This window comes from Merdimonas faecis (assembly GCF_001754075.1).
GTDB lineage: Bacteria > Bacillota > Clostridia > Lachnospirales > Lachnospiraceae > Merdimonas > Merdimonas faecis.
This window is the reverse complement of the sequence record NZ_MIEH01000020.1, coordinates 83,714-97,243: the sequence shown is the minus strand read 5'-3', so window position 1 is coordinate 97,243 and position 13,530 is coordinate 83,714. Positions and strand designations below refer to the sequence as shown.

The following is a 13,530-nucleotide window of genomic DNA, read 5'->3' as shown; positions in this document are numbered from 1 at the left end:
AACAATAAAAAGAATGTCAATAAGACTAATAAGCGTGCTTTTGATAAAAATTAACAGATTATTGTGGAGAAATAGACAAAACCGGAGAAAGAATGATAAGAGGGCTCATATATGGTGCGTGCCAAGCTTTAAAAATCGGGGACAATATGTTATAATGGGCGAAAAGTATCTTGAAAGTAAAGGAGCAGATCAAATCATGAATTTCACAGAGATCAGAGAATTATATAAAAACAGGGAAGCCTACCTGGATCAGAAAGTTACGGTAGGAGGATGGATCCGGAGTATCCGGGATTCAAAAACCTTTGGATTTATTGTTGTTAATGACGGGACATTTTTTGAACCGCTGCAGGTAGTCTATCACGATAAAATGGACAACTTTGCAGAGGTTTCCAAGCTGAATGTAGGAACGGCGGTTATCGTGACCGGAACTCTGGTGGCTACGCCTCAGGCAAAACAGCCATTTGAGATACAGGCGGACAGCGTGGAGGTGGAGGGAGCATCATCTCCGGATTATCCGCTGCAGAAAAAGCGCCACAGCTTTGAATTTCTCCGCACGATCTCTCATTTGCGGCCCAGGACCAATACCTTCCAGGCAGTGTTCCGCATCCGGTCTCTGACCGCTTATGCGCTTCACAAATTTTTCCAGGACAGAGGGTTTGTGTATGTGCACACACCGCTGATCACCGGAAGCGACTGTGAAGGGGCCGGCGAGATGTTCCGGGTTACTACACTGGACATGGAAAATGTTCCGAAGACAGAAGAAGGAGCGGTGGATTACAGCCAGGACTTCTTCGGGAAAGAGACCAGCCTGACGGTCAGCGGTCAGCTGAATGCAGAAGCATATGCACAGGCTTTCCGCAATGTTTATACCTTCGGGCCGACCTTCCGTGCAGAGAATTCTAACACGACCAGACATGCGGCAGAGTTCTGGATGATCGAGCCGGAGATGGCCTTTGCGGATCTGGAGGACGATATGATGCTGGCAGAGTCCATGCTGAAATATGTGATCAGCTATGTGCTTGAGCATGCGCCGGAAGAAATGAATTTCTTTAATTCCTTTGTGGACAAAGGTCTTCTGGACCGGCTGAACAATGTAGTGTCTTCTGAGTTTGCAAAGATCACTTACACCGAAGCTATTGAAATCCTGGAAAAAGAAAATGACAGGTTTGAGTATAAGGTGTCCTGGGGAGCAGACTTGCAGACAGAGCATGAACGGTATCTGACAGAGGAAGTGTTCAAAAAACCGGTATTTGTGATAGATTACCCGAAAGAAATAAAATCATTCTATATGAAACAAAATGATGACGGAAAGACTGTGGCTGCAGTAGACTGTCTGGTGCCTGGAATCGGTGAGATTATCGGCGGCAGCCAGAGGGAAGACGATTACGACAAGCTTCTGACCCGGATGAGGGAGCTGGGAATGAAGGAAGAAGAGTATGGATTTTACCTGGATCTGCGCAAATACGGCTCGACCAGACATGCAGGCTTTGGTCTGGGATTTGAACGCTGCATTATGTATCTGACGGGAATGAGCAACATCCGCGACGTGATTCCGTTCCCGCGTACAGTGAATAACTGCGATTTATAGACCATAATAAAAGGAATGAAATGGGGGACATCATTATTTCTCCCCGCGGGGGGCGGATAAGGAGGTTCACATGAGTATGAATATTTTAGTAGTAGATGACGAAAAGGAGATTGCTGACGTCATTGAACTGTATCTGCAGAATGACCAGTATAATGTATACAAATTTTATACGGGTCAGGATGCGCTCGACTGTATCCACAGCATGAAGATTGATCTGGCCATCCTGGACATCATGCTGCCGGATATCGACGGATTTCAGATTTTAAAACAGATCCGGGAGAAATATAAATTTCCGGTAATTATGCTGACAGCCAAGACGGAGTATATGGATAAGATCACAGGCCTTACTTTGGGGGCAGATGATTATATCCCCAAGCCATTTAATCCGCTGGAGCTGGTAGCCCGGGTCAAAGCCCAGCTCAGACGTTATACCCAGTATAATGACGGCGGCAAGGAAGAAGGAGAGATCATCGACTTTGGAGGCCTATTCCTGAACCGGACATCCCATGAGTGTGTTTACAACGAAGTCCCGCTGACATTGACGCCGATCGAGTTTGACATCCTCTGGCTTTTGTGTGAGAACCGGGGGAAGGTGATCAGCTCCGAGGAGTTGTTTGAGAAAGTGTGGAACGAAAAATATTATAAAAACAGCAACAATACGGTGATGGTGCACATCCGGCATCTGCGGGAGAAGATGAGTGCGCCTACCGGAAAATCAGACTTTATCAAGACAGTATGGGGAGTAGGTTATAAGGTTGAAGAATAATTATCGCAAACTCAAGTTCAGCATGCTTTTGCAGACGCTTTTGGTAACGGCTTTGACTGTGCTGGTAGGCGGCTTTCTGCTGAATTATGTGATCGACGGCATTTATAACGACAGCTTTGCCAACATCTTTGTTGATGTCATGATGGCTCTGCATGTGGATGAGCAGACTGCCATTGACTGGTACTGGAGACTGATCGGGGATAATAAGACGTTCTACATGATCGTTGGTTTCCTGCTGCTCTTTGCGGCTTTTTTCTATATCGCACTGACGAAAATGACCAGATACGTAGATCAGATCGGAGACGGGATTGAAAACATCGTCTCCGATTCCAATGAGCCGATTCATTTGATCACGGAACTGAAGCCGATTGAAATCCGCTTAAATGAGATCAAAGCAACCATCCGCCGTCAGGAATTAGAGGCAGAAGAAGGAGAGAAGAAAAAGAATGATCTGGTCATATTTCTGGCACATGACTTAAAAACGCCGCTGACTTCTATCGTGGCGTACCTTAGCATGCTGGACAGCCATCCCGACATGCCGGAAGAGGAGCGGGCGAAATATACGCATATCGCCCTGGAAAAATCCATCCGGCTGGGGGAACTGATCAATGAATTTTTTGATATTACCAGATATAATCTTCAGCAGATTGAGCTGGAGCCCATTGAGATCAATCTTTCCTTCATGCTGGAACAGCTGGCGGACGAGCTCTATGGCGTTCTGCAGGAAAAGCATTTAAGCTGCCAGGTTAATGTGGAGGAAAATCTGGTGGTTTATGGAGATCCGGACAAGCTTGCCCGGGTTTTTGACAATATTTTGAGAAATGCGATCGCTTACTGCTATGAAAATACCAGGATCGAGATCGAGGCCCAGGAAAAGGGCGGAAAGGTAGAGATCGTGTTTACGAACCGGGGAGACCGGATACCAGGTGATATGCTGCAGACGATCTTTGAGAAGTTTTACCGGGTAGACGGCTCCAGGTCCAGCGGCACCGGAGGCGCAGGGCTTGGGCTTGCCATCGCAAAGGAGATCGTGGAGCTTCATGGCGGCAGGATTATGGCAAGGAGTGATGATCTGAAGACACAGTTTATCGTAACACTGCCTAGCAAGACGGAAAAGGAAGAGGAACACGCAGATGAGATTCATACACATCGCAGACGTACATTTGGGGGCAAGTCCGGACGCAGGAAGCGCATACAGCAAAAAGAGAAGCGGTGAGCTTTGGGACGCACTGGCAGAGGTGGTCCGGACCTGCAGAAGAGAAGAGACAGAACTTTTACTGGTGGCCGGGGATCTGTTCCACCGGCAGCCGCTCCTTAGAGAGCTCAAAGAGGTGGGCGGGATGTTCGCCTCTCTGGAAAAGACAAAGGTGGTGCTGATCGCCGGGAACCATGACTATATCCGTCAGGATTCCTACTACCGCACTTTTCACTGGAGCAGCAACGTTACGATGCTGAAGGAAGAGAAGCTTGAGTGTGCGGAATTTCCGGAGCTCAACCTGGCGGTATACGGTCTGAGCTATCATTCCAGAGAGATACGGGAAGCCAGGTACGAGCAGGAGCGTCCCCGCCGGAGGCAGAAATACGAGATCCTTCTGGCCCACGGCGGAGATGAAAATCATATTCCTATTCATAAAGCCGCCCTTCTGGCCCAGGGATATGATTATGTTGCGCTTGGACATATCCATAAGCCGCAGGTACTGGAAGAAAACCGGATGATCTATGCGGGAGCGCTGGAGCCGGTAGATACAGCAGACTGTGGCCCTCATGGCTATGTGAAGGGAGAGCTGGATGAAAAAGGGTGCAGGACAGAGTTTGTCTCTTCGGCAGGGAGAGAATACCGGCAGATCCGGATTGCGGTGGACAAAGCCATGACCGGCTTTCAGTTAAGAGAGCAGATCTGCCGCGAGATAGAAGCCGGCGGTACCCAGAACATATATAAAGTACGGATAACAGGGTATCGGGATCCGGAGATCAGATTTGATCTTAGAGGTATGGATGTCTACGGAAATATCGTAGAGATGTCAGACGAGACAAAGCCGGCATATGCATTTGAAAAGCTGCTGATGCAGAATGAAGAAAATCTTCTGGGCAGCTACATCAAAAGTTTTCTGGGAGCGGAAGAAAACAGTGTGGAGTATCAGGCTTTGTGCCTGGGCGTGCGTGCGCTGATCGATACAAGGGCGGAATAGAGAATAGCAAAGGACGAGGACAGATATGAAGATTCTAGGACTGCTGCTTCGGAATTTTGGGAAATTTCAGAATCAGAAGCTTCGCTTTGAAAGCGGGATCAATATAATCTATGGGGAAAATGAGTCCGGGAAGTCCACGATCCATACTTTTATCAAGGGGATGCTGTTCGGCATCGGACGGGGCCGGGGAAGGGCTTCTGTCTACGACACTTACAGTATCTACGAGCCCTGGGAAAATCCCGGATATTATTCAGGGATCCTTCGGTTTGAAAGTGGCGGGAAGACATTCCGGATTGACAGGAATTTTGATAAACAGAATAAAAAAGCAGAGCTGGTCTGTGAGGATGACGGCGAAAACCTAAGTATTGAAAACGGGGACCTGGAGCTTTTGCTGGGCGGGATGGATCTGTCGGGGTATGACAACACCATATCCGTCGGACAGCTGAAGACCCGGCCGGATCAGTCCCTGGCGGCAGCGCTTAAAGAATATGCCACCAGCTGCTGCGCCTCCGGCAACGGAGACCTCAGGCCCGAGCAGGCAATCCAGCGTCTGGAGGAACAAAAAAAGACGATAGACAAAGAAATCCGGGAGGCGCTGTATGAAAGACAGCGGCAGCGGGAAACTGTGGAACAGGAGGCGTCCTTTGTCTGGAGAGAGATCCACCGCCTGGAGGAAGAAGAAGAACAGATTCGTGAGCGGATCCGGCAGGCAGAGCGGACCAGGCGGGAACAGGGCGAGCATAAGCGCCTGGTGGACGAGATCCGTCCGGCAAAATGGAGGATCCATCCGCTGGAGATCGTCATTTTTCTTATTGCCATTGTGGCGGCAATTTTTTTGTTTCAAAGACCGCTTAATTATTTCGTGGTGATCGTGGTTTTTCTTGCCTGCACGGTATATGTGTGGAACCGCATGAAGGTAGGCAAGGATAAGAACCAGGTGTCGCCGGAGGAAATTATGGAGGAGATCCTTCCAGAGGAAGAACGGGCCTCTGTGGAAAAATTAGGATGGGAGCTGGAACGCACTGTCCGGGAGCAGAAGGATAAGCAGATCCAGTATGAAAATCTTCAGGAGCAGCTGGCGGAGATGGATGTAGTGGGGGAAAAAGACCAGGTGCTGGAGAAAAAGCGCCAGGCTGTACAGATGGCTATTGATAAGATGAATGAGCTGTCTGAGGAACTTAAGCTCCGTCTGGAGAAACAGCTGAATGAGGAAGCTGCCAGGATCGTATGCCAGATCACAAATCAGGCATATCAAAGGATCCGGGTAGAGGATAATCTGCATATGTTCCTTGTAAAAGAAGGAAAGCGGATCGCTATGGAGCAGGTAAGCCAGGGCACAGCCGAGCAGATCTGGTTTGCGCTTCGGATGGCGGCGGCCGGTATCCTGCAGGAAGAGGAGATGCCGGTGATCCTGGATGATGCTTTTGGCAACTACGATGACGAGAGACTAAAAAGTACTCTTGGATGGCTGGATGAGCATAAGAAGCAGGTGTTTATCTTTACCTGTCAGAAACGGGAGATGAAGCTTCTGGATGAGATGGGGATTTCATACCATCTGACCGAGATATAGAAGTAAATAGAGAAAGATATGAAAAAGGCGCGTCCCATGCGAGATGAATCCCGCAGGGTGACGCGCCTTGGATATTTAATGGGCAGGAAGCTGTTTCTAAACTTCTTCGCCGCGGTTATACCGTGCCACGGCTTCCTGGATCCTCTCATTTGGCGACAGGATGCTGCTGATGGAGCCGTCATGGTTCAGAGTGTCGATCATCAGTGCGATATATTTGCTCATATCACAGTTGATATAATAAGGACGCGCAAGAAGCTCCGGTGTCTGATAGATCAGGTTGGTAGTCAGGATGGCATCGATGATGCCCTCTTCATAAGCTTTGTCGAACTTGTCCATACCGTTGGTAAACAGGCCGAAAGTAGCGGCGGCGAAGATTCGTTTTGCCTTCCGCTGTTTTAGCTGGCGGGCAACATCCAGAATACTGTCTCCGGAAGAGATCATGTCGTCCAGAATGATCACATCCTTGCCTTCTACGGATGAGCCCAGGAATTCATGGGCTACGATCGGATTACGTCCTCCGACCATGCGGGTGTAATCCCGGCGCTTATAGAACATTCCCATATCCAGGTTCAGTACGTTAGCCAGGTAGACTGCACGTTCGGTAGCACCCTCGTCCGGGCTGATAGCCATCATGTGCTGACTGTCGATCTTCAGGTCGTCAAAACGGCGCAGCAGGCCTTTGACAAACTGATAGGTCGGGCGTACTGTTTCAAAGCCGTTCAGCGGGATCGCATTCTGCACACGCGGATCGTGAGCGTCGAACGTAATGATGTTGTCTACGCCCATGCGGACAAGTTCCTGCAGAGCCAGTGCACAGTCCAGAGACTCGCGGCTGCTTCTGCGGTGCTGGCGGCTCTCATATAAGAAAGGCATGATCACGTTGAGGCGGCGGGCTTTTCCGCCGACAGCAGCGATGACACGCTTCAGATTTTGATAATGGTCATCCGGTGACATATGATTGGTATGCCCGGTCAAAGAGTAGGTCAGGCTGTAATTACACACATCTACCATCAGGTAAAGATCCATTCCGCGGACAGATTCCTTGATGATACCCTTGGCTTCCCCCGAGCCAAAACGCGGAACACCGGCATTAACCAGATAAGTGTCACGTTCATATCCGCTGAAAGCCACATCGTTTTTGTGGATATGTCCGTCCTCTCTTCTCCATTTCACAAGGTAATCATTGACCTTGTCTCCCATTTCCTCGCAGCCTTCCAGTGAAATGAGCCCTAAAGCTCCGATTGGAATGTTGTCCAGGTTTCGATCATTGCGTCGCAGCATCCTTTGTACCTCCCAGGTTTAATAATTTTTTTTGGATGCGGATATCGTCTCCGGTAAGCCGAAGCAGCGTATAATTGCTGCTGATGCGGGAGAATGTCCGCTCCGAATAAATGCTTTTGATATCCTCCAGTGCCAGATTGGTGGATATGATCGTCGGTTTCTGTCGTAAAATGCGCTCGTTCAGGCAGATAAAAAGCTGTGACGTGGTGAAGGAATTGGAAAGCTCCGTTCCCAGATCGTCAATGATCAGAAGATCACAGCCATAGATATGATCCATCGTCTCATCCTCTTCGTCGGAATGTCTGCCGAACACGCACTTTGCAAATATATCAAATAATCCGGCTGCTGTAAAGTAAATTACGGAAAAACCTGCATCCATCACTTCTTTTGCGATGCAGTGGGAGAGAAAAGTTTTTCCCACACCGGTGTCTCCATACAGCAGGATGTTCTGGAAATCCTCTGAAAAATGCACGGTAAAATCCTGGCATGCCTTTAAGGCAGTCTGTACCGCTTCCAGTGCAGACCGCCCGGTCACCGGGTCTATATGATTGCTGGAATAATAATCAAGAGAAAAGGTAGAGAAATTCTCTTTGTCCAGGATTTCCTGCAGATTTGACTGTAAGTATAAAAGATCCGTGATAGCCTTTTTAAAGCAGTGACATTTTTCGGTGCCGATATAGCCGGTATCCTTACAGTCCGGACAGGTATAAGAAAGTTCCAGATAATCTTCTGAAAGCCCGTGATCTTCAAGGAGGCTCTTTTTCCTTTGGATTAGCTGGTGAAGATCCTCTTTCAGAGAAGAAAGTGCCGTGGAATCACCGTCCAGAAGACGGCGTGCCTTTTCTACGCTCAGCGAAGAAATGGACTGATCCAGCTCCTTTAATGCAGGGATCATGGAATAGGCTTTCTGATAATGATCCCGAAGCCGGTGTTCGTCATCGATCTGACGCTGTTCGTATATGCGCATTAATTGGTCATATTGAGAATTGGTTAAAGCCATATTGAGAATATTCTCCTTCTCTATTGCTGGATCAGCCGGCGCTCCAGGTCGTCCATGTCATAGGAGCGGCCGCTGAAGTTGTTGAATTTATTGGGGCGGTTTACCTTTACCGACTTTTCCCGGGAAACAGCCCGCTGCTCTTTGGCCTTCTGAAAATCTGCGTCGACGGCTTCAATATCCTTTAAATGACGTACATTTTTCGCCTGCCAGTTCTTCAGGATAGAATCCGTGTATTCAAAATTTGGCTGATGAATCGCACTCATCGTACGCGAGCATGCTTCCAGAATAATGTCCAGAGAGAAGCCGTATTCTTCGCTCCACTTGCGGATATAGGCAATCTCCGAGGAGGCGGGAGCCCGTCCGCCGATGCCGTAGGCCTTTAATACAGAGTAATAGTTCTTATGATACTGGACAGTGTTTGCCTTGGCTTCTTCCACGGTCCGTATATTCTGGGAATCCCAGGAAAGGGCTACGGCCCGGATATAGTGCATGCTTTTATGGCCGTTCTCCACACAGTATTCGATCAGATATTCGATCAGGTCCGCAGACATCTCCAGGGAATCAAAAAAGTAAGTGATCGTGTCCACATCCGTGGCCGACAATGTTTTGCCAAGATACTGCTCGGCCACAAACAGCAGCTCTTTAAAGTCCTTGTCATCTCTGGAAGGACGGCGCATAGTCTCCCGCTGGGGAGAAGGGGCTTCTTTTGGGATGCTGTCCCGGCTGTCCTCGTGGCTGCTTTCGCTGTAGGCCTCGCTGTAATCCAGGATTCCCTGCTTTTTCCAGTATTTCAGTGCCCGCAGCACGTCTTTTTCCGTATATTCCAGGACATCCGCCATTTCTGAAATAGACAGCTTTCCAGAAGACTCACCCAGGTGGCGCAGGACGAGAAGATAAACCTTTACATACTCTCCGTTGGCCTTTAGCATGTAATGGTCGATAAATTCATTTTCCAACACAGTAATATTATCCTGTGCACAATTTCTAAGTGTTAATTTCGTCATAATTCTTACGCCGCTCCTTCTAAACTTTGTGGAGTCTATTATAGCACCGGGAGGGCGTTCTAAAAAGAAATTTCTGCTTCAAAAAACAGGTTTTTTGTGGATAAAATCCTGTGGAAAATGTGGATAACTAGTGATTCAGAAGCGCCTCCCCAATATTTACAACGTCTCCTGCACCCATAGTTATCAACAGGTCTCCTTTTTTGCATTGTCTTAGACAGAAGCTTTCGATTTCTTCGAAAGAAGAAAAGTAGTAGGCATCACAACCCTGTTCTTTCAGAGCCGACGCGATATCCCCGGAAGAGATCCCCAGCGTATCTGTCTCGCGGGCTGCATAAATATCTGCCAGGATTACATGATCGGTAGTGGAAAGTGCCGATACGAAATCTGCGAACAAGGCTTTTGTCCGGGTATAGGTATGGGGCTGGAAGACACACCAGATCTCCTGATGAGGATAATGTCTGGCTGCTTCAAGCGCCGCCCGGATCTCTGTCGGGTGGTGGGCATAGTCGTCAATGACAGTGATGCCGTTTATCTCTCCCTTATATTCAAAACGCCGCTTTGTGCCGGTGAATGCTTTTAAGCCCTGCTTGATGGTTTCTACAGGCACGCCTAAGATATCGCAGGCAGCAATGGCCGCCAGCGCATTCGACACGTTATGGTCGCCGTTGACAGACAAAGAGATGCGGTCCATAAAGATACCGGATTTTACCAGATCGAAAGACGCGTCTCCTACATTGTCATGCAAAATATTGGTGGCGCTGTAATCCAGCGAGCTGTCATTTCCATAACGGATGACTTTGCACTTCAGACCTTCGGTAAATGCATCAAGGTCCGGAATGTCCGCATTGATGATCAAAGCGCCGTCTTCTGGAAGAAGCTCGGCGAATTTCCGGAAGGAGCGGCGGATATCATCAAGATCTTTGAAAAAGTCCAGGTGATCCGCATCAATATTCAGGATGATGCCGATCTTCGGGAAGAAATGCAGGAAGCTGTTGGTGTATTCACAGGCTTCCGTGACAAAGAGCCCCGAATCACCCACCCGGATGTTGCCGCCGATGGCTTTCAGGATACCTCCTACGGAAATGGTAGGATCCAGATCTCCCGCAAGAAGGATGTGGGAGAGCATGGATGTGGTGGTGGTCTTGCCGTGAGTGCCTGAAACAGCGATCGGTGTTTCGTAATTCTTCATCAACTGCCCTAAAAGCTCAGCTCTGCTCAGCATAGGGAGCCCGGCATCCGCGGCTGCCTTAAATTCTTCATTATCTTCATGGATGGCAGCGGTATAGACAACGGCGTCTATGCCGGGGATGATGTTGGAAGCCCTCTGTCCATAGAAGACCCTTGCGCCCAGGCCCTCCAGACGGTCGGTCAGCGGGGATTCTTTGCTGTCAGAGCCGGAGACCGTAAATCCTTCTTTTAACAGGATCTCGGCCAGCCCGCTCATACTGATGCCGCCGATGCCGATAAAATGTATGTGTACAGGTTTGCTGAAATTAATCTGATACATAAGCCTTCATACCTTTCCAAAAGTAGTAGTCATAAAAATATATTCTCTCCATATTATTATATACAGATATGGAGAAAAAACCAAGCTGTAAGTTTTTGTGATATTTCCATAAAAAGTTTAGGAAAAGAACAATTTATTTGTAAATATTGTTCACTGATTTTCATTTCTATGGTATAATAGATGCAATAAATTACTGAAAAGGGGTGATGACATGCGGAAGAAAGAGATGATTGCAATGCTGCTTGCTGGAGGACAGGGCAGCAGACTTGGAGTCCTTACAGCAAAGGTTGCGAAACCGGCCGTTGCATTCGGCGGAAAATACCGTATTATTGATTTTCCGCTCAGTAACTGCATCAATTCTGGGATCGACACCGTCGGCGTTTTGACACAGTATCAGCCGCTGCGTCTGAACACACATATCGGTATCGGAATTTCCTGGGATCTGGATCGTAATTTCGGGGGAGTAACGATCCTGCCGCCGTATGAGAAAAGCAGCAACAGCGAATGGTATACAGGAACTGCGAATGCGATCTATCAGAATCTGGATTATATAGAGACTTATCATCCGGATTATGTGTTGATTCTTTCCGGAGATCATATTTATAAGATGGATTATGAGGTTATGCTGGATTATCACAAAGAGCATAAGGCAGATGTCACGATTGCGGCCATGCCTGTGCCGATAGAAGAAGCGAGCCGTTTTGGCGTGGTGGTAGCAGAAGAAGACGGACAGATTTCTGAATTCCAGGAAAAGCCGCCGGAGCCAAAAAGCAACCTGGCGTCTATGGGAATCTATATCTTCAGCTGGCCGGTATTAAAGGAAGCGCTGGTGGCACTGAAGAATGAGCCGGGCTGTGATTTCGGAAAACATATTATTCCATACTGCCATGAGAAGGGACAGCGGCTGTTTGCATATGAATATAACGGCTACTGGAAGGACGTGGGGACGCTTGGCTCATATTGGGAAGCAAACATGGAGCTGATCGATATTGTGCCGGAGTTTAATCTGTATGAGGAATACTGGAAGATTTACACCAACAGCGGGATACTGCCTCCTCAGTATATCTCCGGACAGGCAGTGATCGAGCGGAGTATCATTGGCAACGGATCGGAAATATACGGGGAAGTGAAGAACTGTGTGATCGGATCCGGTGTTGTGATCGGAGAAGGCGCTGTGGTACGGGATTCTATTATTATGAAGGATACCGTGATCGGAAAGGGCTGCGTGGTAGATAAGGCGATCATAGCGGAAAACTGTGAGATCGGTGAAAATGTCACACTTGGTATCGGCAGCGATGTTCCCAATAAATTAAAACCGGCTATTTATTCCTTCGGTCTGGTGACCATCGGTGAAAATACGATAGTGCCGCCGGGGGTACAGGTTGGAAAGAACACTGCTTTGAGCGGAGCCACGGTGAAGGAGGATTATCCGAACGGTGTGCTGGAGAGCGGTGAGACTTTGATAAAGGCAGGTGAGCGCGTATGAGAGCACTGGGGATCATATTGGCAGGCGGAAACAATCACAAGATGAGGGAACTGACCAGCAGGCGGGCTGTTGCGGCGATGCCTATCGCCGGAAGCTATCGGGCCATTGATTTTACGCTGAGTAATATGAGCAATTCACATATCCAGAAAGTGGCGGTGCTGACACAGTACAATGCCCGTTCACTCAACGAACACCTGAATTCATCAAAGTGGTGGGATTTTGGAAGAAAGCAGGGAGGATTATATGTATTCACTCCTACCATCACGGCTGATAATGGCTACTGGTACAGAGGGACGGCAGATGCGATCTATCAGAACCTGGATTTTTTAAAAAGAAGCCATGAGCCCTATGTGATCATCACATCCGGGGACGCGGTCTATAAGATGGATTATAATAAGGTATTGGAATACCATATTGCAAAGAAGGCAGATATTACTGTAGTCTGCAAAGAGCTGGATGATTCAGAAGATGCCAGCCGGTTTGGAACGATCAAGATGGATGATTCCATGAGGATCGAAGAATTTGAAGAGAAGCCAATGGTGGCACACTCGCACACGATATCGACCGGGATCTATGTAGTCAGGAGACGGCTCCTGATCGACCTGATCGAGCACTGTGCAGAGGAAGACAGATATGATTTTGTAACCGATATTCTGATCAGATATAAAAATCTGAAAAAGATTTACGGTTATAAAATAAAAGATTACTGGAGCAACATATCGACGGTGGATGCGTACTATCGGACAAACATGGATTTCCTCAGACCCGAAGTCAGGGAATATTTCTTCAAACAGCGCCCGGAGATTTATTCCAAAGTCAGCGATCTGCCTCCCGCAAAATACAATCCGGGATCTGTTGTAAAGAACAGCCTGGTGGCGAGCGGAAGCATTATCAATGGAACCGTGGAAAATTCGATTCTTTTCAAGAAAACGTTTGTCGGAAATAATTGTGTGATCAAGAATTCCATTATTCTGAATGATGTCTATCTGGGAGACAACAGCTATATTGAAAACTGTATTGTCGAGAGCAGAGACACCATCAGGGCAAATACACGTTATGTCGGGGAAAATGGTGTGAAAGTAGTTGTAGAAAAGAACGAGAGATATGCGCTGTAGGAACTGATTCGGCGCAGATGGAAA

11 protein-coding genes are annotated in these 13,530 nt (G+C 48.1%); 7 read left to right on the top strand and 4 right to left on the bottom strand.

Annotated features, from left to right (window positions below):
• Positions 1 to 196: 196 nt before the first annotated feature.
• The 5 genes from asnS to BKD12_RS12285 all read left to right on the top strand — a co-directional run bounded on the left by asnS (position 197) and on the right by BKD12_RS12285 (position 6,113).
• Positions 197 to 1,588 carry an asparagine--tRNA ligase gene (gene asnS / locus BKD12_RS12305; RefSeq protein WP_070089692.1) on the top strand — a complete coding sequence of 464 codons (1,392 nt, stop codon included), beginning with the start codon at positions 197 to 199 and terminating at the stop codon, positions 1,586 to 1,588.
• A gap of 70 nt (positions 1,589 to 1,658) precedes the next feature.
• Complete coding sequence (vanR, locus tag BKD12_RS12300; RefSeq protein ID WP_070089636.1) at positions 1,659 to 2,354, top strand: VanR-ABDEGLN family response regulator transcription factor; 696 nt, start codon at positions 1,659 to 1,661, stop codon at positions 2,352 to 2,354.
• Entirely contained in the window at positions 2,344 to 3,570 is a 1,227-nt protein-coding gene (locus BKD12_RS12295) for a sensor histidine kinase (protein WP_070089635.1), read from the top strand. Before vanR ends, BKD12_RS12295 begins: the two co-directional genes overlap by 11 nt.
• Positions 3,488 to 4,543, top strand: a complete 1,056-nt coding sequence (locus BKD12_RS12290) for a metallophosphoesterase family protein (protein ID WP_070089634.1) — start codon at positions 3,488 to 3,490, stop codon at positions 4,541 to 4,543. Before BKD12_RS12295 ends, BKD12_RS12290 begins: the two co-directional genes overlap by 83 nt.
• 25 nt (positions 4,544 to 4,568) lie before the next feature.
• Positions 4,569 to 6,113 (top strand): ATP-binding protein, encoded by a 1,545-nt coding sequence (locus BKD12_RS12285; RefSeq protein ID WP_070089633.1) that lies wholly within the window; start codon positions 4,569 to 4,571, stop codon positions 6,111 to 6,113.
• A gap of 96 nt (positions 6,114 to 6,209) precedes the next feature.
• Here the strand turns inward: BKD12_RS12285 and BKD12_RS12280 are convergent, their stop codons facing one another.
• From BKD12_RS12280 to murC, 4 genes are all read right to left on the bottom strand, one after another.
• Positions 6,210 to 7,394 carry a ribose-phosphate pyrophosphokinase gene (locus BKD12_RS12280; RefSeq protein ID WP_070089632.1) on the bottom strand — a complete coding sequence of 395 codons (1,185 nt, stop codon included), beginning with the start codon at positions 7,392 to 7,394 and terminating at the stop codon, positions 6,210 to 6,212.
• Entirely contained in the window at positions 7,378 to 8,394 is a 1,017-nt protein-coding gene (locus BKD12_RS12275; protein ID WP_070089631.1) for an ATP-binding protein, read from the bottom strand. The genes BKD12_RS12280 and BKD12_RS12275 overlap by 17 nt, the downstream gene beginning before the upstream one ends.
• A gap of 20 nt (positions 8,395 to 8,414) precedes the next feature.
• Entirely contained in the window at positions 8,415 to 9,398 is a 984-nt protein-coding gene (locus BKD12_RS12270) for a DnaD domain protein (RefSeq protein ID WP_070089630.1), read from the bottom strand.
• Between the two features lie 127 nt (positions 9,399 to 9,525).
• Positions 9,526 to 10,905 carry a UDP-N-acetylmuramate--L-alanine ligase gene (murC, locus tag BKD12_RS12265; RefSeq protein ID WP_070089629.1) on the bottom strand — a complete coding sequence of 460 codons (1,380 nt, stop codon included), beginning with the start codon at positions 10,903 to 10,905 and terminating at the stop codon, positions 9,526 to 9,528.
• Between the two features lie 211 nt (positions 10,906 to 11,116).
• Between murC and BKD12_RS12260 the strand changes: the two genes are divergently transcribed.
• Both BKD12_RS12260 and glgD read left to right on the top strand, forming a co-directional pair.
• Complete coding sequence (locus BKD12_RS12260) at positions 11,117 to 12,391, top strand: glucose-1-phosphate adenylyltransferase (RefSeq protein ID WP_070089628.1); 1,275 nt, start codon at positions 11,117 to 11,119, stop codon at positions 12,389 to 12,391.
• Entirely contained in the window at positions 12,388 to 13,506 is a 1,119-nt protein-coding gene (glgD, locus tag BKD12_RS12255) for a glucose-1-phosphate adenylyltransferase subunit GlgD (protein ID WP_070089627.1), read from the top strand. The genes BKD12_RS12260 and glgD overlap by 4 nt, the downstream gene beginning before the upstream one ends.
• The last annotated feature ends 24 nt before the right edge of the window (positions 13,507 to 13,530 follow it).

Excerpts from the sequence above, each read along its gene's own strand:
- asnS (WP_070089692.1), top strand. The coding sequence starts at position 197 with ATGAATTTCACAGAGATCAGAGAATTATATAAAAACAGGGAAGCCTAC.
- vanR (WP_070089636.1), top strand. The coding sequence starts at position 1,659 with ATGAGTATGAATATTTTAGTAGTAGATGACGAAAAGGAGATTGCTGAC.
- BKD12_RS12290 (WP_070089634.1), top strand. The coding sequence starts at position 3,488 with ATGAGATTCATACACATCGCAGACGTACATTTGGGGGCAAGTCCGGAC.
- BKD12_RS12285 (WP_070089633.1), top strand. The coding sequence starts at position 4,569 with ATGAAGATTCTAGGACTGCTGCTTCGGAATTTTGGGAAATTTCAGAAT.
- BKD12_RS12280 (WP_070089632.1), bottom strand. The coding sequence starts at position 7,394 with ATGCTGCGACGCAATGATCGAAACCTGGACAACATTCCAATCGGAGCT.
- BKD12_RS12275 (WP_070089631.1), bottom strand. The coding sequence starts at position 8,394 with ATGGCTTTAACCAATTCTCAATATGACCAATTAATGCGCATATACGAA.
- BKD12_RS12270 (WP_070089630.1), bottom strand. The coding sequence starts at position 9,398 with ATGACGAAATTAACACTTAGAAATTGTGCACAGGATAATATTACTGTG.
- murC (WP_070089629.1), bottom strand. The coding sequence starts at position 10,905 with ATGTATCAGATTAATTTCAGCAAACCTGTACACATACATTTTATCGGC.
- BKD12_RS12260 (WP_070089628.1), top strand. The coding sequence starts at position 11,117 with ATGCGGAAGAAAGAGATGATTGCAATGCTGCTTGCTGGAGGACAGGGC.
- glgD (WP_070089627.1), top strand. The coding sequence starts at position 12,388 with ATGAGAGCACTGGGGATCATATTGGCAGGCGGAAACAATCACAAGATG.